The sequence below is a fragment of the Streptomyces sp. NPDC029138 genome, from assembly GCF_055564375.1.
This window is the reverse complement of sequence record NZ_JBVHWM010000002.1, coordinates 77819-96905: the sequence shown is the minus strand read 5'-3', so window position 1 is coordinate 96905 and position 19087 is coordinate 77819. Positions and strand designations below refer to the sequence as shown.

Below are 19087 nucleotides of genomic sequence, written 5' to 3'. Positions count from 1 at the left end.
ATGGTGCCACACGTCACAGTGCGCGGGAACGGCGGGGTGCGGGATTCCCGGGCGGGTTTCGCGCGGGCCGCACGCGCGCGTGGGCGGCATCGATGCTGGTGCCGTGTCAACGGACGGACGCCGTGCCCGAGTTCCCGGATGCGGTCGGGAACTCGGGCACGGCGCCCTCGCGTTGTATCGGTGCGGCCCGGTCAGCGGGCGGCGCCGCCGTCGGCGTTCGGTCCGGCGTAGTCCTCGCCGTAGGCTCCCTTGGCGGGGCGGCGGCGGCGCATGGGCGGCTCGACGCCGTCCGCGAGGCGGCGGGCGGTGAGCAGGAAGCCGGTGTGGCCGATCATCCGGTGGTCCGGGCGGACGGCCAGGCCCTCGATGTGCCAGTTGCGGATCATGGTCTCCCAGGCGGTCGGCTCGTTGAAGCAGCCGATCTCCCGGATGGACTCCACGGTCCGGGCGAGCTGGGTGGTGGTGGCCACGTAGCAGCACAGGATGCCGCCCGGGACCAGCGCCTTGGAGACCGCCTCCAGGCACTCCCAGGGGGCGAGCATGTCGAGGATGACGCGGTCGACGTCGGTGTCGGACAGGTTGTCCTGGAGGTCGCCGACCGTGAGCTGCCAGGCGGGGTGCGGGCCGCCGAAGTAGCGCTCCACGTTCTGCCGGGCGATGTCGGCGAAGTCCTCGCGGCGCTCGTAGGAGTGCAGCATGCCCTGGTCGCCGATGGCCCGCAGCAGGAAGCTGCTGAGCGAACCGGAGCCGACGCCGGCCTCCACGACGCGGGCGCCGGGGAAGATGTCGGCGAAGGCGAGGATCTGCCCCGCGTCCTTCGGGTAGACGACGGCTGCCCCACGGGGCATGGACAGGACGTAGTCGGGGAGCAGGGGGCGCAGCGCGAGGTAGGCGACGTTGCCGGTGGTCCGGACAACGCTGCCCTCGGGAGCGCCGATCAGTTCGTCGTGCGGGAAGGAACCCTTGTGGGTGTGGAAGTTCTTCCCGGCTTCGAGCGTGAACGTGTAGTGGCGACCCTTGGGGTCGGTCAGCTGTACCTGGTCCCCGACCTTGAAGGGCCCGCGCCTGCGGGCGGCACCGGTCGGTTCGGACATGTGACCAGCCTACCGGTTCCCTGCCGGGGGCTTGACCGCGCGCAGTTCCAGGTACCCCTTGGGGGGCGCCAGGCTCTGGGCGCTGTCAGGCCGGCCTTGCCATGGCCCTCACGAAGGCTCGCTCCACGTCGGCGGCGGACAGGACGCCGTAGATCTCGCCGGTCTCCTCGACCACCAGGTACTCGGTGGCCGGGGTGGCGCGCAGCACGTCCAGCAGTTCTTCGCCGGCCAGCTCGGCGGAGACCCGCATGCCGTCGGTCAGCTCCTGGGCGAGGCCGCTGACGGCCACCCAGGGGCGGCGGTGCTCGGGTACGCCGACGATGGCGGCCTCGCGGACCAGCGACAGCGGGTTGCCGTCGACGTCGACCACGACCAGGGCGCGGGCCCCGGCGGCGTTGGCGCGGCGCAGCGCCTCGGAGAGCGGGGTGTCGTTCTCCACCGGCACGGCCCGCCGGGTGAGGGTACGGGCGCGCAGTTCGGGGAGGTGTTCGCGCAGCCGGGCCATGCGGAGGCTGTTGCCGGCGCCGGTCCAGATGATCGCGGCGAGGATGGCGGCGAGCAGGGCGTCGGTGACGGTGTCCATGCCGCCCACGTCCGCACCGCTGCCGCCGAGGGCGCCGGACTGGTTGAGCAGGGGCAGGCCGATCAGGACGGAGACGGCCAGGGCGCGGCCGACCCAGGCGGCGGCGACCGTGCCGGTCATCGGCTTGCCGCTGATCTTCCAGACGACGGCGCGGAGCATGCGGCCGCCGTCGAGGGGGAGGCCGGGGAGCAGGTTGAAGATCGCCACGATCAGGTTGGAGACCATCAGTCCGGCCAGCAGCACACCGGGCACGGTGCCGGGCTCCACGGGCTTCATGGCGATGTAGAACAGGCCGGCCAGGGCGAGGGAGAGCAGCGGGCCGACGAAGGCCAGCACGAACTCCCGACCCGGGGTCTCGGCCTCCTTCTCGATCTCCGAGACGCCGCCGAAGAACTGGAGCTGGATGCGGCGGACCGGGAGCTTGAAGCGGATCGCGGCGACCGTGTGGGCCAGCTCGTGGACCAGGACGGAGGCGTAGAAGGCGACCGCGAAGAAGAGGGAGACCAGGTAGCGGGCGGCGCCCAGCTCGGGCAGCACGCGGTCGAGCTGTCCGCCGAAGACCCAGGTGATCAGGGCGGCGACGAGGAACCAGCTCGGCGCGACGTAGACGGGCACGCCGAAGGGGCGCCCCATGAGGATGCCGCCGCCGGGCTCCTTGGGCCGCGGCTCGGGCGGCTCACCCTTGGCGATACCGGAGTGGGCGAGGGAACGGTGCTCGTGGGCGGGAGGGTGGTGAGCGGGGGCGGAAGCGGGGTGAGTGGGGGCCGGGGTCTGGGCGGGCCGGGGTGCGTCGCCCGGGACTCGGTGATCCGGCTCGGCCGCACCGGCGGCGCCGGCCGTGGGGGCCGCGCCGGACGTCGGGGCCCCGCCAGACGTCGGGGCCCCGCCAGACGTGGAAGCCCCGCCAGACGTGGAAGCCCCGCCAGACGTCGGGGCCGCGCCGGATGTGGAAGCCGCGCCGGACGTAGGGGTCCCGCCAGACGTGGAAGCCCCACCAGACGTGGAGGCCCCGCCAGACGTGGAGGCCCCGCCAGACGTGGAGGCCCCGCCAGACGTCGGGGCCGCGCCGGACGTCGGGGCCGCGCCGGATGTGGAAGCCGCGCCGGACGTAGGGGTCCCGCCAGACGTGGAAGCCCCACCAGACGTGGAAGCCCCACCGGACGTGGAGGCCCCGCCAGACGTCGGGGCCGCGCCGGACGTCGGGGCCGCGCCGGACGTCGGGGCCGCGCCGGACGTCGGGGCCGCGCCGGACGTCGGGGCCGCGCCGGATGTGGAAGCCGCGCCGGACGTAGGAGTCCCGCCAGACGTCGGGGCCCCGCCAGACGTGGAAGCCCCACCGGACGTGGAAGCCCCGCCAGACGTGGAAGCCGCGCCGGACGTAGGGGTCCCGCCAGACGTGGAGGCCCCACCGGTCGGGTCGGTGGTGTCGGTGGGGCTGTCGTCCGTGCGGTCGTCCGTGCTGTTGCCGCCGCCCGTGCCCGTCTCGCCCGCCGTGGCCTCTTCCGTCGGCCCGGCGGAGCTGCTGTTCCGTCCGGTGGGTGCCGGAGCCGGCTTGTCGGTGTCGTTCTCGGCTCGGTCGGTGGGCCGCGGCGGTTCGGGCTCCGGGCCTGGGGGGTCGGTGGGTCCGGTCGCCGGGGCCGTAGGGTCAGCGGAGTGCTCGGCCGGCTCGTCGTTGCCGGACCGCGGCTGCCCGCTTCCGCCGCTCACGTCCACGGTGTCCCCTCGTTCGAAGCGTCTTCCGCACCTGCCGGACGGAAGGGTCTCCTGTCGATGGTATGCGTCCGTGGTGGCACGTTTCGCCCCGGCACCCCCTGTGTTCGCCCCGAGGTCGCGCGGTCGACGCGGGCGGCGGCTGGGTCACTGTCAGTGGCGGGCCGTAAGGTCTGTGGACATGGACAGCAGCATCGACGAGGCGGCGGCCCAGCCGGGCGGCGCCGTACAGACGCCCCCGGCTGACCCACCCCGGACGCCGGACCCCGCGATGCCCGTGGCCGCGGACGGCACGGGCGAGCAGCGGAGCGCCCTCGCGCCGACCTCCTTGTCGCCCTCCCGGGCCAGTGACTTCATGCAGTGCCCGTTGCTGTACCGGTTCCGGGTGATCGACCGGCTGCCGGAGAAGCCGAGCGAGGCGGCCACGCGGGGCACGCTGGTGCACGCCGTGCTGGAGCGGCTGTTCGACGCGCCCGCCGGGGAGCGGACCGCGCCGCGCGCCAAAGCGCTCGTCCCGGGGCAGTGGGACCGGCTGCGGGAGAGCCGCCCGGAGGTGACCGAGCTGTTCGCCGACGACCCGGAGGGGGAGCGGCTGGCCGGGTGGCTCGCCGAGGCCGAGCGGCTCGTGGAGCGCTGGTTCACGCTGGAGGACCCGACGCGGCTGGAGCCGGCCGAGCGGGAGCTGTTCGTGGAGGCCGAGCTGGATTCGGGGCTGCGGCTGCGCGGGATCATCGACCGGGTGGACGTGGCGCCGACCGGCGAGGTGCGGATCGTCGACTACAAGACGGGCAAGGCGCCCCGCCCCGAGTACGCCGAGGGCGCGCTGTTCCAGATGAAGTTCTACGCCCTGGTGGTGTGGCGGCTGAAGCGGGTGATCCCGCGCCGGCTCCAGCTCGTCTACCTCGGCAGCGGGGACGTGCTGACGTACGACCCCGTCCTCGCCGACCTGGAGCGGGTGGAGCGCAAGCTGCACGCGCTGTGGGAGGCCATCAAGCAGGCCACGGAGACCGGGAACTGGCGGCCCCGGCCCACCAAGCTGTGCGGCTGGTGCGACCACCAGGCGCACTGCCCGGAGTTCGGCGGCACTCCCCCGCCCTACCCGCTGCCGGTCACAGCGCCGGAGTCCGGGACCGTGTGAACCCGGAAACCCGGGCAGGGCAGAATGGGGCCGGACTAGCGAAGGAGTGTCACGTGGCCATCCGCGTCCTACTGGTCGACGACCAGCCCCTGCTGCGTACCGGTTTCCGGATGATCCTGGAGGCCGAGCAGGATCTCGCGGTCGTCGGCGAGGCCGGTGACGGCCTCCAGGCTCTCGACCAGGTGCGCGCACTCCAGCCGGATGTGGTGCTGATGGACATCCGGATGCCGCGGATGGACGGTGTGGAGGCCACCCGGCAGATCACCGGTCCCGGCCGGGACGGCCCGGCCAAGGTGCTGGTGCTGACCACGTTCGACCTGGACGAGTACGTGGTGGAGGCGCTGCGCGCCGGGGCCAGCGGCTTCCTGCTCAAGGACGCGCCCGCCAACGAGCTGGTGCAGGCGATCCGGGTGGTCGCGGCCGGCGAGGCCATGCTCGCGCCGAGCATCACCCGGCGACTGCTCGACAAGTACGCCACGCATCTGCCGTCCGGCGAGGAGCCGGTGCCGGACACCCTCCACACCCTCACCGACCGCGAGGTGGAGGTGCTGAAGCTGGTGGCGCGCGGGCTGTCCAACGCCGAGATCGCGGCGGATCTGTTCGTCAGCGAGACGACCGTGAAGACGCATGTGGGTCATGTGCTCACCAAGCTGGGCCTCAGGGACCGGGTGCAGGCCGCGGTGTACGCGTACGAGAGCGGCCTGGTGCGCCCCGGCGCGCAGTAGGGCCGGGAAGACGGTACGACGGCGAAGGGCGCCCTTCCCCGCGGGGAGGGCGCCCTTGTCGTACCGGACCTCAGCCCTTGGGCCAGGCGTCAGCCCTTGGGCCGGGTGTCAGCCCTTGCTGAGTTCCCAGAACCGGAACACCGTCGAGGCGTCCAGGCAGTACTCCAGGCCGTACACGCCGTCGCGGACGACCGCGTACTGCTTGGCCTGCCAGACCGGCAGGACGGGCAGTTCGTCGGCGACGATGTCCTGGAGCTTCCCGAAATCCTTGTCGGTCGCCGCGCGGTCGCTCTGCGCGGCGGTCGCGGGGATGAGGGACTTGGTGATGGTGCGGTTGCCGTAGTTGTTGCCCAGCACGTTGCCCTTGCCGAAGAACGGGGCGGTGAAGTTGTCGGCGTCCGGGTAGTCCGGCACCCAGCCCTTCACGTACACGCCGTACTTGCCGGCGGCGATGTCCTTCTCGTACTGCTCGTAGGCGACGGACCGCACGTCGGCGTCGAACAGGCCGCTCGCGTTGAGCTGGCCGGCGACGGCCTTCAGCTCCTCGTCGGTGGCGGGGCCGTAACGCGACGGCGTGGACCACAGGGTGAGCTTGACCTTGCCGGTGATCCCGGCGGCGCTCAGCGCGGCGGCGGCCTTGTCCTGGGAGGGCCGGGCGCCGTAGGTGTCGAAGAACGCGGTGTTGTGGCCCGCGATGCCCGCCGGGATGATCGAGTACAGCGGGGTGGCGGTGCCGTCGTAGACGTCCTTCATCAGGGCGTCGCGGTCGAGGAGGTAGGCGATGGCCTTGCGGACGCCGAGCTTGCCGGCCACCGGGTCCTTCATGTTGAAGACCAGGTGCTGGACCTCGGCGCTGGTGCCCTCGATGACGTCGACGCCCTTGCTGTCGGCCCCCTGGTCGAGGTCGGCGATGTCGGACGCGGCCAGGCCTCGGTAGGCGATGTCGACGCCGCCGTCGAGGAGGGCCTTGCGCAGGGCGGTCCGGTCGCCGTGGAAGAACTTGAGGGTGACGCCGGAGTTCTTGACCTCGGCGGTGCCCTTGTAGTTCTCGTTGACCGAGAAGACCGCCTGGTCCTTGTCGAACGAGTCCAGCTTGTAGGGGCCGGAGCCGACGGCCTTGTGGTCGGTGCGCAGGCCGTTCGCGTCGTACTGGCGGTGGTCCACGATGGAGCCGGCGCCCGAGGCGATCTTGCTGGGGAAGGTGGCGTCGGGCACCTTCAGACGGAAGACGGCCGTTCTCGCGTCCGGTGTCTCGACCTTGTCGAGCATGGGGAACATGATGGCGGGACCGGCGGGGTCGTCGATCTTCAGCATGCGGTCGAAGGAGAACTTCACGTCCTCGGAGGTGAGGGCGTCACCGTTGCTGAACTTCAGGCCGTCCTTCAGCTCGCACTTGTAGACCATGGCCCGGGTGTCGGTGAAGCCGCACTGCTTCGCGAGTTCGGGCTGGGGTTCGGTCGCGCCCTTGGGGAAGCCGAGCAGCGACTGGAAGACGTTGTTGAACAACAGCCAGGAGCCGGGGTCATAGCCGGATGCCGGGTCCGTGGCTAGGACGTCGTCGGACATCCCCATCACCACGGAGGAGCCGGTGCCCCCGGAATCACCGGTCTCGGAGCCGCAGCCGGTCAACAGGCCGGAGGCCAGCCCCGCCACGATGGGCAGGACTGGCCACTGGTTGCGCATGTTCACGTGCTCTGTGCCTTGTCGTCGGTTCGTCAGCCCGGGTCCGCCGTCCCTGGTCCCGGGCCCCGGGGCCGCGTCGTGTCCGGCCCCGGGTGCGGAGAGCGTCAGCCGCTCACACCGCGGCCCAGCTCCCACAGCTGAAGCGTCGAGGAGGAGTTGAGGGCGTAGGCCACGCCCGTGATGTCGTCCCGTGCGGCGACGTACTGCTTGCCCTGCCACAGCGGCAGGATCGGGACGTCCTCGGCGACGATGTCCTGGATCTCGTTCAGGCTCTTGGAGGCGCTGAGCCGGTCGGCCTCGCGGCGGGACTGCGGGATCAGCGTCCGCTGGATGGTGCCGTTGTCGTACGGCGAGCCGAGGAAGTTGTCCTTGTCGAGGAAGGGCGCGAGGAAGTTGTCGGCGTCCGGGAAGTCCGGGAACCAGCCCATGCCGTAGACGTCGTACTGGCCCTTCTGCTCGGCGGGCCGGAAGGTCGCCCAGGGGTGGCCCTGGATGGAGGCGTCGAACAGGCCGCTGTCGTTGAGCTGCTTCTTCAGCACCTCGAACTCCTGCTTGGTGGCCGAGCCGTAGTGGTCGGTGGTGTAGTGCAGGGTCAGCTTCACCGGGGTGGTGATGCCGGCCTTGGTGAGCAGCGACTTGGCCTTGTCGACGCTGGGGTTGCCGTACTTGTTGAAGAACGCGTTGGAGTGGCCGGTGACGGTGGCCGGGACCAGCGAGTACAGCGGCTCGGCCTGGGTGCCGTAGACCTTGGAGACCAGCTCGCCGCGGTTGATGAGCTGGGCCATGGCCTGGCGCACGGCCTTGGACTTGACGCTGGAGGCGTCGGTGTTGAAGGCCAGGTAGCGGATCTCCAGGCCGGGCATGTCGACCAGGTCGGCGTTCTCGTCGGTGCCGGCGTCCAGCTTCTGGATCTGCGCGGGCGACATGGTGCGGGTCATGACGTCGATGTCGCCCTTGTCGATCGCGGCGCCCATGGCGTCGGCGTCGGTGAAGGAGCGCAGCTCGACCTTGTCGTTGTTGACCGTCACGCCGCCCTTGTAGGAGGCGTTCTTGGTGAAGGTCGCGTCGACGATCGCGTTGTCCTTGACCTCGGCCTTGAAGGTGTACGGGCCGGAGCCGTCGACCTCGAAGCCGTCCCGGAGCTTGTCCTTCGGGTAGTCCTTCGGGTTGATGATGCCCGCGACCGGCGTGGACAGCTTGTACGGGAAGGTGGCGTCGGCCGTCTTCAGGTGGAAGACGACCTCGCGGTCGCCCTGCGTCTCGATCGTGTCGATGGTGTTCAGCAGGGCGGAGACACCGCTGTCGGCGTTGATGCGCAGCGCGCGCTCGATGGAGTACTTGACGTCCGCGGCGGTCACCGGGTCGCCGCTCGCGAACTTCAGGCCCTCCCGCAGCTTGCAGGCGTAGCGCTCGCTGCCGCTGTCGGTGAAGGAGCAGCTCTCGGCGGCGTCCGGGACGGGGTCGCCCTCGCCCTTGGGCTGGGCCATCAGGGTCTGCACGGACTGGCGCAGGATGTTCCAGGTGCCGACGTCGTAGGCGTAGGCCGGGTCGAGCGGTGCCGGGGCTTCCTTGGTGGCCGTGAACTGGTCCGTGGTACCGACGACGATGGCGTCACCGCTCTTGCTCCCGCTGTCGGATCCGCCGCACGCGGCGAGAACCGGGGTGAGCAGGCCGGCCACCGCCGGCAGCACCAAAGTCTTGCGGTTCATGCGGGAGTTTCTCCAGAGCTGTTCGGGTCCGTGTATCCGGCATGCAGGGGTGGCGCGGCGGATCACGGGGGTTCTCGGCGATGTTCTCGCGATGAGATTAGTCCGCGCCCGCAACGGGCCTCACAGCCGCGTAAGTTACTTTCCATCACGCAGTGGAACCGGCCGCGGACACACCGAAAACCCGACAGCGGCAGGATTAGTGCAGCTTCCCATCAATCGGGACACAAGGTCGCCTGGAAACCGCCCGGTCGCGGCCGGTGAGCACACTCGGCCAACGTTGTCGAGCCCCGTCAGCGTGAGGAACGTCACACCCCCAACTGTGCCGTCAGTCAGCAGAATTCGGCCGCGCGATTCGCGGCGAATTCCCCTCGGTGTACTTCCCCGGAAATGTGTCCAGCGCCCCCAATGGGCTTGACACGCTGGGTGAACGGCTAGCGCACTTCCGTCATCAGGCCCCGCAGAAATGCCAGGTCGACCTCTTCCAGAGAGGAGACGACGGTGCGTCCCGCGGCCGGGCCGATGGGGGCCACGGAGGGTACGGCGACCACCCGGCAGCCCGCTGCCTCGGCGGCGGCGACCCCGGTGGCGGTGTCCTCGACCACCGCGCATCTGGCCGGATCCGCACCGAGCCCGGCGGCGGCGAGCAGATACGGGTCCGGGAAGGGCTTGGTGCGGGAGACCTCGTCTCCGGCGATGGAGAGGCTGAAGTGGTGCGGGCCGAGCACGGACAGCACGCGGTCGATGATGCGCCGGTGGGAGGCGGAGACCAGAGCCGTGGGAACGCTGTGCAGACGCAGCTCGGCGAGCAGCCGGGCGGCGCCCGGCATCAGCGGCAGGGCGCGGTCGATCCGGTCCTCGAAGCCCTCGTTGAGCAGTACGGTGAGTTCCGCCAGGGTGATGTCGGCGCCGGTCACCTCGATGAGGAAGCCGGCGCTGCGGGTCATGGGGCCGCCGACCACGACATGCCGCCAGGACTCGTCGAGGGCGTGGCCGAGGGCGGCGAAGACCTCCACCTCGACGTCCCACCAGAAGCCCTCTGTGTCCACCAGGGTGCCGTCCATGTCGAGCAGCACCGCCTGTAGGGCGGAGCCTTCGGCTGTACGGGTTCCGAGCGCGGGGACCGTACTGGTCATCCGGGCGCACCTCCTCGAGGGACGACCAGGCCGGTTCCCGGGCGGGAACCGGCCTGCAATGGACCGACCAGTCTACGACTTGTCCGATCAGTGTGCTGGGTGAGACACGCCTCACCGTGTGCGGGTGAGACACGCGTCTCGGCATAGGGGTGAGACACCCGTCACCGTGCGTTGAAGTACTTCGCCTCCGGGTGGTGGATCACGATCGCGTCCGTGGACTGCTCGGGGTGGAGCTGGAACTCCTCGGACAGGTGGACGCCGATCCGCTCCGGCTGGAGCAGTTCCGCGATCTTGGCGCGGTCCTCCAGGTCGGGGCAGGCGCCGTAGCCGAGGGAGAAGCGGGCGCCCCGGTACTTCAGGTCGAACATGTCCTCGATGGCGGCCGGGTCCTCGCCGCCGAAGCCGAGTTCGGCGCGGACGCGGGCGTGCCAGTACTCGGCGAGGGCCTCGGCCAACTGGACGGACAGGCCGTGCAGTTCGAGGTAGTCGCGGTAGGCGTTGGACTCGAAGAGCTTCGCCGTCTCCGCGCCGATGCGTGAGCCGACGGTGACGACCTGGAAGCCGACCACGTCCGTCTCGCCCGACTCCTCCGGGCGGAAGAAGTCGGCCAGGCACAGGCGCCGACCACGGCGCTGGCGCGGGAAGGTGAAGCGGGTGCGCTCGTTGCCCTGTTCGTCCAGGATGATCAGGTCGTCGTCCTTGGACACGCAGGGGAAATAGCCGTGGACGACGGCCGCTTCGAGGAGGTTCTCGGTCTGGAGCCGGTCGAGCAGGCCGCGCAGCCGGGGCCGGCCCTCGGTCTCGACCAGTTCCTCGTACGTCGGGCCCTCGCCGGTGCGGGCCTGCTTCAGACCCCACTGGCCCTTGAACAGCGCGCCCTCGTCCAGCCAGCTCGCGTACTCCTTGAGTTGGATGCCCTTGACGACCCGGGTGCCCCAGAACGGCGGCTCGGGAATCGGGTTGTCGGTGGCGACGTCGGATCGGACATGGCCCTCCTCCGGACGCTCCTCGACCTCCACGGCGGCGGCCCGCACCCGGCGCTGCCGCAGCTCGGGCAGCTTCGCCCCGGGCACGCCCCGCTTGACGCCGATGAGGGCGTCCATCAGGCGCAGGCCCTCGAAGGCGTCCCGGGCGTAGCGGACCTCGCCCTCGTAGATCTCGTGCAGGTCCTGCTCGACGTAGGCCCGGGTGAGGGCGGCGCCGCCGAGGATGACCGGGAAGCGGGCGGCGAGGCCGCGCTGGTTCAGCTCCTCCAGGTTCTCCTTCATGATCACCGTGGACTTGACCAGGAGCCCGGACATGCCGATGACGTCGGCCCGGTGCTCCTCGGCCGCCTCCAGGATCGCGGAGACCGGCTGCTTGATGCCCAGGTTGACGACGTTGTAGCCGTTGTTGGACAGGATGATGTCGACCAGGTTCTTGCCGATGTCGTGCACGTCGCCGCGCACGGTCGCGAGCACGATCGTGCCCTTGCCCTCGGCGTCGGACTTCTCCATGTGCGGTTCGAGATAGGCGACGGCCGCCTTCATGACCTCGGCGGACTGGAGGACGAACGGCAGCTGCATCTGGCCGGAGCCGAACAGCTCGCCGACGACCTTCATGCCGTCGAGCAGGGTCTCGTTGACGATGTCGAGCGCCGGGCGGTCCTGGAGGGCCTGGTCCAGGTCCGCCTCCAGGCCGTTGCGCTCGCCGTCGATGATCCGGCGCTTGAGCCGCTCCTCCAAGGGCAGCGCGGCCAGCTCCTCGGCCTTGCCGGCCTTCAGGGACTTCGCCGTGGCGCCCTCGAAGAGCCGCATGAGCTTCTGGAGGGGGTCGTAGCCCTCGCCGCGGCGGTCGTAGATCAGGTCGAGGGCGGTCTGGACCTCTTCCTCGCTGAACCGGGCGATCGGCAGGATCTTGGAGGCGTGCACGATCGCCGAGTCCAGGCCCGCCTTGACGCACTCGTCCAGGAAGACGGAGTTCAGCAGGATGCGGGCGGCCGGGTTGAGGCCGAAGGAGATGTTCGACAGGCCCAGCGTGGTCTGCACCGCCGGGTGGCGCCTCTTCAGCTCGCGGATCGCCTCGATGGTGGCGATGCCGTCCTTGCGGGACTCCTCCTGACCGGTGCAGATGGTGAAGGTCAGGGTGTCGATGAGGATGTCCTCCTCGTGGATGCCCCAGTTCCCGGTCAGGTCGGCGATCAGCCGTTCGGCGATCTCGACCTTCTTCTCCGGGGTGCGGGCCTGGCCCTCCTCGTCGATGGTGAGCGCGATCAGCGCGGCGCCGTGCTCCCGCGCCAGCTGGGTGACCTTCGCGAACCGGGAGTCGGGGCCGTCGCCGTCCTCGTAGTTCACGGAGTTGATCACCGCGCGGCCGCCCAGCTTCTCCAGGCCGGCCTTGATGACGTCGACCTCGGTGGAGTCCAGGACGATGGGCAGGGTCGAGGCGGTGGCGAAGCGGCCGGCCAGTTCCTCCATGTCGGCGACGCCGTCCCGGCCGACGTAGTCCACGCACAGGTCGAGCATGTGCGCGCCCTCGCGGATCTGCTCCCGGGCCATCTCCACACAGTCGTCCCAGCGGCCCTCCAGCATGGCCTCGCGGAACTTCCTGGAGCCGTTGGCGTTGGTGCGCTCGCCGATGGCCAGGTAGGAGGTGTCCTGACGGAACGGCACCGACTGGTACAGGGAGGCGGCGCCCGGCTCGGGGCGCGGGTCGCGCTCGGGCGGGGTGAGACCCTGGACCCGCTCCACGACCTGGCGCAGGTGCTCGGGGGTGGTGCCGCAGCAGCCGCCGATGAGGGAGAGGCCGTAATCGCGTACGAAGTTCTCCTGGGCGTCCGCCAGGCCCTCGGGGCCGAGCGGGAAGTGGGCACCGTCCTTGGTGAGGATCGGCAGGCCTGCGTTCGGCATGCACAGCAGCGGGATGCGCGAGTGCCGGGTGAGGTAGCGCAGGTGCTCGCTCATCTCGGCCGGGCCGGTCGAGCAGTTCAGGCCGATCATGTCGATGCCGAGCGGCTCCAGCGCGGTGAGCGCGGCGCCGATCTCGGAGCCGAGCAGCATGGTGCCGGTGGTCTCGAAGGCCATCGAGCAGAACAGGGGGACGTCGGTGCCGAGGCGCTCCATGGCGCGCCGGGCGCCCAGGACGGACGCCTTGGTCTGGAGCAGGTCCTGGGTGGTCTCGACGATCAGGGCGTCGGCACCGCCCGTGAGCAGGCCCTCCGCGTTCGCCTGGAAGCCGTCCCGGATGGTGGTGAACCCGATATGGCCGAGGGTGGGGAGCTTGGTGCCGGGGCCGATGGAGCCGAGGACCCAGCGGGGCCGGCCGTCGCGGGCGGAGAACGCGTCCGCCGTCTCCCGGGCGATACGGGCGCCGGCCTCGGAGAGTTCGTGGACGCGGTCCGCGATGTCGTACTCCGCCATGGCCGCGTGGTTGGCCCCGAAGGTGTTGGTCTCCACGCAGTCGACGCCCACGGCGAAGTACGCCTCGTGGACGGAGCGGACGATGTCGGGGCGGGTGAGGTTGAGGATCTCGTTGCAGCCCTCGAGGTTCTGGAAGTCCTCGAGGGTGGGCTCCTGCGCCTGGAGCATCGTGCCCATGGCTCCGTCGGCGACCACCACTCGGGTGGCGAGCGCCTCGCGGAGCGCGGACGCACGGGTCCGGCTGTCGGCGGAAGGGGACGTTGGCGACGAGGCCATGTAAGGGCTCCCTGGAGTGCGACGGCTGTCGGCTATGCGGATGCCCGGACCGGCCGGGTTGCCGCACGGCGTCAGAGTAACCGGGAGTCGGCTTGGATGGGCAGCGGCGTCCACGAGGCGGACGCGGGTGGCCCGGGTGCCACGCACAGATCACGTGTGATGTAACAGGTGCCGACCGACCATTAGCGGGAGGTCGACATGGACCGGTAGTGTTCGACATTGCCGAACGGTGATTTCCAAACGGCACCGGGGCAGTCGAAGGGGACGGAGGCAGGACGGCGATGGCACGGAACATCCAGTCGCTCGAACGGGCGGCGGCGATGCTGCGGCTGCTCGCGGGCGGCGAGCGGCGGCTCGGCCTCTCGGACATCGCCTCGTCACTGGGCCTCGCCAAGGGCACCGCCCACGGCATCCTGCGCACCCTCCAGCAGGAGGGGTTCGTGGAGCAGGACGACGCCTCCGGCCGCTACCAGCTGGGCGCGGAGCTGCTGCGCCTCGGCACCACCTATCTCGACGTGCACGAACTGCGCGCGCGGGCACTGGTGTGGACCGACGACCTGGCCCGCTCCAGCGGGGAGAGCGTGTACCTGGGCGTCCTGCACCAGCAGGGCGTCCTGATCGTGCACCACGTCTTCCGGCCCGACGACAGCCGGCAGGTGCTGGAGATCGGGGCCATGCAGCCACTGCACTCCACGGCCCTGGGCAAGGTGCTGTCGGCCTACGACCCGGTGGCGCACAGCGAGGCGCTGGACACGGAGCGAAAGGCCTTCACGGACCGCACGGTGTGCGACCCCGGCGACTTCGAGCACCTCCTCGACGTCACGCGCGCGCGTGGGTACGCCGCCGACGTGGAGGAGACCTGGGAGGGCGTGGCGTCGGTCGCCGCACCCATCCACGACCGCCGCCGCATGCCCGTGGGCGCGGTCGGCATCACCGGCGCCGTGGAGCGACTGTGCCGGGAGGGCGAGCTGCGCCCCGAACTGATCGCGGCGGTGCGCGACTGCGCCCGCGCGGTCTCCCGCGATCTGGGCGCCGGGCGGTTCTGACCGCCGGCCCGAGCGGGGAACGACCGAAGGACGGGACGACCGGGACGCCAGGCGGCGTTCCGGTCGTCGACCTACCCTGAAATCGACAAAAACGGCTAGATCGTACGTCCGTGCACGAACCTTGATAACGCGCAGCGATCAATAACGATCCTATTTTCGATAACAGAACCCTTGACTCACGCGTGACGCCGAAGCAAGACTCCCGTCCATCGGTCGGCATTGTCGAACACCTACCGGCAATACGCGCTAGAGTGTGACAACGCCAAGGGCCGGCATCGCTCTCACCCCCGAGGGCGCCAGAACCCCCGGTGGGACCCGGGGTTCGGCTTTCCCCTGGACGAAGGACAAAGGAGTCGCGGGTGTCCAGCTCCGACATCTTCATCGGCGAGACCATCGGTACCGCCATACTCATCCTGCTCGGCGGCGGCGTCTGCGCCGCCGTCACGCTGAAGGCCTCCAAGGCCCGTAACGCCGGTTGGCTCGCCATCGCCTTCGGGTGGGGCTTCGCCGTCATGACGGCCGTGTACATCTCCGGACCGCTGTCCGGAGCCCACCTCAACCCGGCCGTCACCGTCGCCCTCGCCATCAAGGACGGCGACTGGAGCAACGTCCCGGTCTACTTCGCCGGCCAGCTGCTCGGCGCGATGATCGGCGCGGCCCTGGTGTGGGTCGCCTACTACGGCCAGTTCCAGGCGCACCTGACCGACAAGGAGATCGTCGGCGGTCCGGGCGCGCAGGCCACCACGGCCAAGGCCGTCGAGGCCCAGGAGCAGGGCGCCGGCCCGGTTCTCGGCGTCTTCTCCACCGGTCCCGAGATCCGGAACGTGGCGCAGAACCTCGCCACGGAGATCATCGGCACCGTCGTACTGATCCTCGCGGTCCTCACCCAGGGCCTGAACGACAAGGGCAACGGCCTCGGCATCCTCGGCGGTCTGATCACCGCGCTCGTGGTGGTGTCGATCGGTCTGTCGCTCGGCGGCCCGACGGGCTACGCGATCAACCCGGCCCGTGACCTGGGCCCCCGCATCGTGCACGCCCTGCTGCCGCTGCCCAACAAGGGCGGTTCCGACTGGAGCTACGCCTGGATCCCGGTGGTCGGTCCGCTGATCGGCGGCGCCATCGCCGCAGGCATCTACAACGTCGCCTTTGCTTGAGAAGCCTCTTGAGAAGCCTGACGAAGCACCGAGTCTTCGAGCACGCGCCGTACGTACAGCCCCATCACCACGGATCTTTCAGGAGCACACAGTGACCGACGCCCACACCGCAGGCCCCTTCATCGCGGCGATCGACCAGGGCACGACCTCCTCGCGCTGCATCATCTTCGACCGGGACGGCCGGATCGTCTCCGTCGACCAGAAGGAGCACGAGCAGATCTTCCCGAAGCCGGGCTGGGTCGAGCACAACGCCAACGAGATCTGGACCAACGTCCAGGAAGTCGTCGCCGGTGCCGTCGCCAAGGCCGGCATCACCCGGGACGACATCAAGGCCATCGGCATCACCAACCAGCGCGAGACCACCGTGCTGTGGGACAAGAACACCGGTGAGCCCGTCCACAACGCCATCGTCTGGCAGGACACCCGCACCGACGCGCTCTGCCGGGAGCTGGGCCGCAACGTCGGCCAGGACCGCTTCCGCCGCGAGACGGGCCTGCCGCTGGCCTCCTACTTCGCCGGGCCCAAGGCCCGCTGGCTGCTCGACAACGTCGACGGCCTGAAGGAGCGCGCCGAGGCCGGCGACATCCTCTTCGGCACCATGGACACCTGGGTCATCTGGAACCTGACCGGCGGTGTCAACGGCGGCAAGCACGTCACCGACGTCACCAACGCCTCCCGCACCCTCCTCATGAACCTGCACACGATGCAGTGGGACGAGAAGATCTGCGAGTCCATCGGCGTGCCGCAGCAGATCCTGCCCGAGATCCGCTCCTCCGCCGAGGTCTACGGCGAGATCACGGGCGGCAAGCTCGGCGATCTGCTCGGCGGCATCCCGGTCGCCTCCGCGCTCGGCGACCAGCAGGCGGCCCTGTTCGGCCAGACCTGCTTCTCCGAGGGCGAGACCAAGTCGACCTACGGCACCGGCACCTTCATGGTGATGAACACCGGCAGCAAGATCATCAACTCCTACGCCGGTCTGCTGACCACCGTCGGCTACAAGATCGGCGACCAGCCGACGGTCTACGCCCTGGAGGGCTCGATCGCCGTCACCGGCTCGCTGGTGCAGTGGATGCGCGACCAGATGGGCCTGATCTCCACCGCCGCCGAGATCGAGACGCTCGCGCTCTCGGTCGAGGACAACGGCGGCGCCTACTTCGTGCCGGCCTTCTCCGGTCTGTTCGCCCCGCACTGGCGCTCCGACGCCCGCGGTGTGATCGCCGGCCTGACCCGGTACGTCACCAAGGCGCACCTCGCGCGCGCCGTCCTGGAGGCCACCGCCTGGCAGACCCGGGAGATCGCCGACGCCATGGTCAAGGACTCCGGCGACGAGCTGGTGACCCTGAAGGTCGACGGTGGCATGACCGCCAACAACCTGCTGATGCAGACCCTCTCCGACGTCCTCGACGCACCGGTGGTGCGCCCGATGGTCGCCGAGACCACCTGCCTCGGCGCCGCCTACGCCGCCGGTCTCGCCGTCGGCTTCTGGTCCAGCACCGACGAACTGCGCGCCAACTGGCGCCGGGCCGCCGAGTGGACCCCCCGCATGGACGCGGAGACCCGCGACCGTGAGTACAAGAACTGGCTCAAGGCCGTCGAGCGGACCATGGGCTGGCTCGAAGACGAGAGCTGAGCGGCCCTTCCCGGCTCAGCCATCTCTGACGAGGAGTAAGTACCCGACATGACCAGTCAGTCCACCCTGCAGACCGTGCCTGCCCTGGGAACGCACCCGGCTTCCGGCTCCAACCCGAGCCGGGCCGAAACCAGGGAGCAGCTCGCCAAGGCGTCGTACGACCTTCTTGTGATCGGCGGCGGCATCCTGGGCATCTCCACCGCCTGGCACGCCGCGCAGTCCGGGCTCAGGGTGGCACTGGTCGACGCCGGCGACTTCGCCGGCGCCACCTCTTCCGCCTCTTCCAAGCTGCTCCACGGAGGTCTGCGCTACCTCCAGACCGGCGCGGTGAAGCTGGTGGCGGAGAACCACTTCGAGCGCCGTGCGGTCTCCCGCCAGGTGGCCCCCCACCTGGCGAACCCGCTCACCTTCTACCTCCCCGTGTACAAGGGCGGGCCGCACGGCGCGGCGAAGCTCGGCGCGGGCGTCTTCGCCTACTCCGCGCTCTCCGCGTTCGGCGACGGCGTCGGCCACCTGCTCTCCCCCGCCAAGGCGGCGCAGGACGTGCCCGAGCTGCGAACCGAGAACCTCAAGGCCGTGGCCGTCTACGGCGACGACCAGATGAACGACGCGCGCATGGCGCTGATGACGGTCCGCGCGGCCGTCGAGGCGGGCGCGGTCGTCCTCAACCACGCCGAGGTCACCGGGCTGCGCTTCACCAAGGGCCGGGTCACCGGCGCCGACCTCAGGGACCGGACGTCCGGCGACGAGTTCGGCGTCAACGCCCGGCTCGTCCTGAACGCGACCGGCCCCTGGGTCGACCACCTGCGCAGGATGGAGGACCCGAACGCGGCGCCGTCCATCCGCCTGTCCAAGGGCGCGCACCTGGTCCTGAAGCGGACGTCTCCGTGGAAGGCCGCGCTCGCGACCCCCATCGACAAGTACCGCATCACCTTCGCCCTCCCCTGGGAGGACATGCTGCTGCTCGGCACCACCGACGAGGAGTACGAGGGCGATCCGGCCGATGTCGCGGTCAACGAGAAGGACATAGCCCAGATCCTGGACGAGGCCGCGTTCTCCGTCCGGGACCAGCAGCTCCAGCGCGACCTCATCACCTACGCGTTCGCCGGTCTGCGGGTGCTGCCGGGCGGCCCCGGCGACACCGCCAAGGCCAAGCGCGAGACCGTGGTGACCGAGGGCAGGGGCGGCATGCTGTCCGTCGCGGGCGGCAAGTGGACGACGTTCCGCCACATCGGCCGGACGATCATGAAGAAGCTGGAGGCGCTGCCGGGTCACCCGCTCGGCGACGACTTCGAGCCGATCTCCTCGCTGCCGAAGAAGCTGCCGCTGCCCGGTGTCGCCAACCCGCGCGCGGTCGCCCACCGGCTGCTGGTCGACGGCCCGGCTCCGGGCCCGCGCATGGCCGCCGACACCGCCAAGCACCTGGCCACCCACTACGGCTCCCTGGCCTTCGACATCGCCCGCCTGGCGAACGAGAGCCCGGAGCTGGCCGAGCGCGTCCACCCCGACGCCCCGGAGATCTGGGCGCAGGTCGTCTGGGCCCGTGACCACGAGTGGGCCGAGACGCCGGACGACGTGCTGCGCCGCCGCACCACGCTGACCATCCGGGGCCTGGCCACGGACGAGGTCCGCGCCAAGGTCCAGGATCTGCTGGACAAGAAGTAGGAAGCGGGTGCCCGAGACGTAGGAAGCGGGTGCGCGACACGTGGCGAAGGGGCGGCCCCACGCCGACGGGGCCGCCCCTTCCGCGTGCCCGGCGCCGAAAGACGCTCTTCGGCCCCCGGCCGGCGCCGCATAATGTGCTGAGA

Annotated in this window: 11 protein-coding genes and 1 pseudogene; 6 read left to right on the top strand and 6 right to left on the bottom strand. The window is 70.4% G+C overall.

The window, feature by feature from the left end; translation table 11 throughout:
• Nucleotides 1-191: 191 nt before the first annotated feature.
• Together ACZ4WH_RS02630 and ACZ4WH_RS02625 are read right to left on the bottom strand one after the other, a co-directional pair.
• Nucleotides 192-1094 carry a tRNA (adenine-N1)-methyltransferase gene (locus tag ACZ4WH_RS02630; RefSeq protein ID WP_142196364.1) on the bottom strand — a complete coding sequence of 301 codons (903 nt, stop codon included), beginning with the start codon at nucleotides 1092-1094 and terminating at the stop codon, nucleotides 192-194.
• 85 nt (nucleotides 1095-1179) lie between these two features.
• Nucleotides 1180-2382: pseudogene (locus ACZ4WH_RS02625) on the bottom strand (site-2 protease family protein); the annotation flags it as partial.
• Nucleotides 2383-3568: 1186 nt separating this feature from the next.
• On the opposite strand from ACZ4WH_RS02625, the gene ACZ4WH_RS02620 reads away from it, so the two are divergent.
• Nucleotides 3569-4525, top strand: a complete 957-nt coding sequence (locus ACZ4WH_RS02620) for a RecB family exonuclease (protein WP_468175814.1) — start codon at nucleotides 3569-3571, stop codon at nucleotides 4523-4525.
• 53 nt (nucleotides 4526-4578) lie between these two features.
• On the top strand, nucleotides 4579-5250 hold the full coding sequence (locus ACZ4WH_RS02615) for a response regulator (RefSeq protein WP_010045368.1): 672 nt from the start codon (nucleotides 4579-4581) through the stop codon (nucleotides 5248-5250).
• A gap of 108 nt (nucleotides 5251-5358) precedes the next feature.
• Here the strand turns inward: ACZ4WH_RS02615 and ACZ4WH_RS02610 are convergent, their stop codons facing one another.
• The 4 genes from ACZ4WH_RS02610 to metH all read right to left on the bottom strand — a co-directional run bounded on the left by ACZ4WH_RS02610 (nucleotide 5359) and on the right by metH (nucleotide 13449).
• Nucleotides 5359-6939: an ABC transporter substrate-binding protein gene (locus tag ACZ4WH_RS02610; protein WP_468175811.1), complete on the bottom strand. Its 1581-nt coding sequence runs from the start codon at nucleotides 6937-6939 to the stop codon at nucleotides 5359-5361.
• Nucleotides 6940-7037: 98 nt separating this feature from the next.
• Nucleotides 7038-8642 carry an ABC transporter substrate-binding protein gene (locus ACZ4WH_RS02605; protein ID WP_468175808.1) on the bottom strand — a complete coding sequence of 535 codons (1605 nt, stop codon included), beginning with the start codon at nucleotides 8640-8642 and terminating at the stop codon, nucleotides 7038-7040.
• Between the two features lie 431 nt (nucleotides 8643-9073).
• The gene (locus ACZ4WH_RS02600) at nucleotides 9074-9775 is read right to left on the bottom strand and encodes an HAD family hydrolase (RefSeq protein ID WP_468175805.1); all 702 of its coding nucleotides are present in this window, start codon (nucleotides 9773-9775) and stop codon (nucleotides 9074-9076) included.
• Nucleotides 9776-9936: 161 nt separating this feature from the next.
• Complete coding sequence (metH, locus tag ACZ4WH_RS02595; protein ID WP_468175802.1) at nucleotides 9937-13449, bottom strand: methionine synthase; 3513 nt, start codon at nucleotides 13447-13449, stop codon at nucleotides 9937-9939.
• 281 nt (nucleotides 13450-13730) lie between these two features.
• Between metH and ACZ4WH_RS02590 the strand changes: the two genes are divergently transcribed.
• The 4 genes from ACZ4WH_RS02590 (at nucleotide 13731) to ACZ4WH_RS02575 (ending at nucleotide 18944) form a co-directional block, all read left to right on the top strand.
• The gene (locus ACZ4WH_RS02590; RefSeq protein WP_468175799.1) at nucleotides 13731-14495 is read left to right on the top strand and encodes an IclR family transcriptional regulator; all 765 of its coding nucleotides are present in this window, start codon (nucleotides 13731-13733) and stop codon (nucleotides 14493-14495) included.
• A gap of 359 nt (nucleotides 14496-14854) precedes the next feature.
• Nucleotides 14855-15649: an MIP/aquaporin family protein gene (locus tag ACZ4WH_RS02585; protein ID WP_468175796.1), complete on the top strand. Its 795-nt coding sequence runs from the start codon at nucleotides 14855-14857 to the stop codon at nucleotides 15647-15649.
• A gap of 91 nt (nucleotides 15650-15740) precedes the next feature.
• Nucleotides 15741-17279 (top strand): glycerol kinase GlpK, encoded by a 1539-nt coding sequence (gene glpK / locus ACZ4WH_RS02580; RefSeq protein WP_468175793.1) that lies wholly within the window; start codon nucleotides 15741-15743, stop codon nucleotides 17277-17279.
• Between the two features lie 48 nt (nucleotides 17280-17327).
• The gene (locus tag ACZ4WH_RS02575) at nucleotides 17328-18944 is read left to right on the top strand and encodes a glycerol-3-phosphate dehydrogenase/oxidase (protein ID WP_468175790.1); all 1617 of its coding nucleotides are present in this window, start codon (nucleotides 17328-17330) and stop codon (nucleotides 18942-18944) included.
• Nucleotides 18945-19087 lie beyond the last annotated feature (143 nt).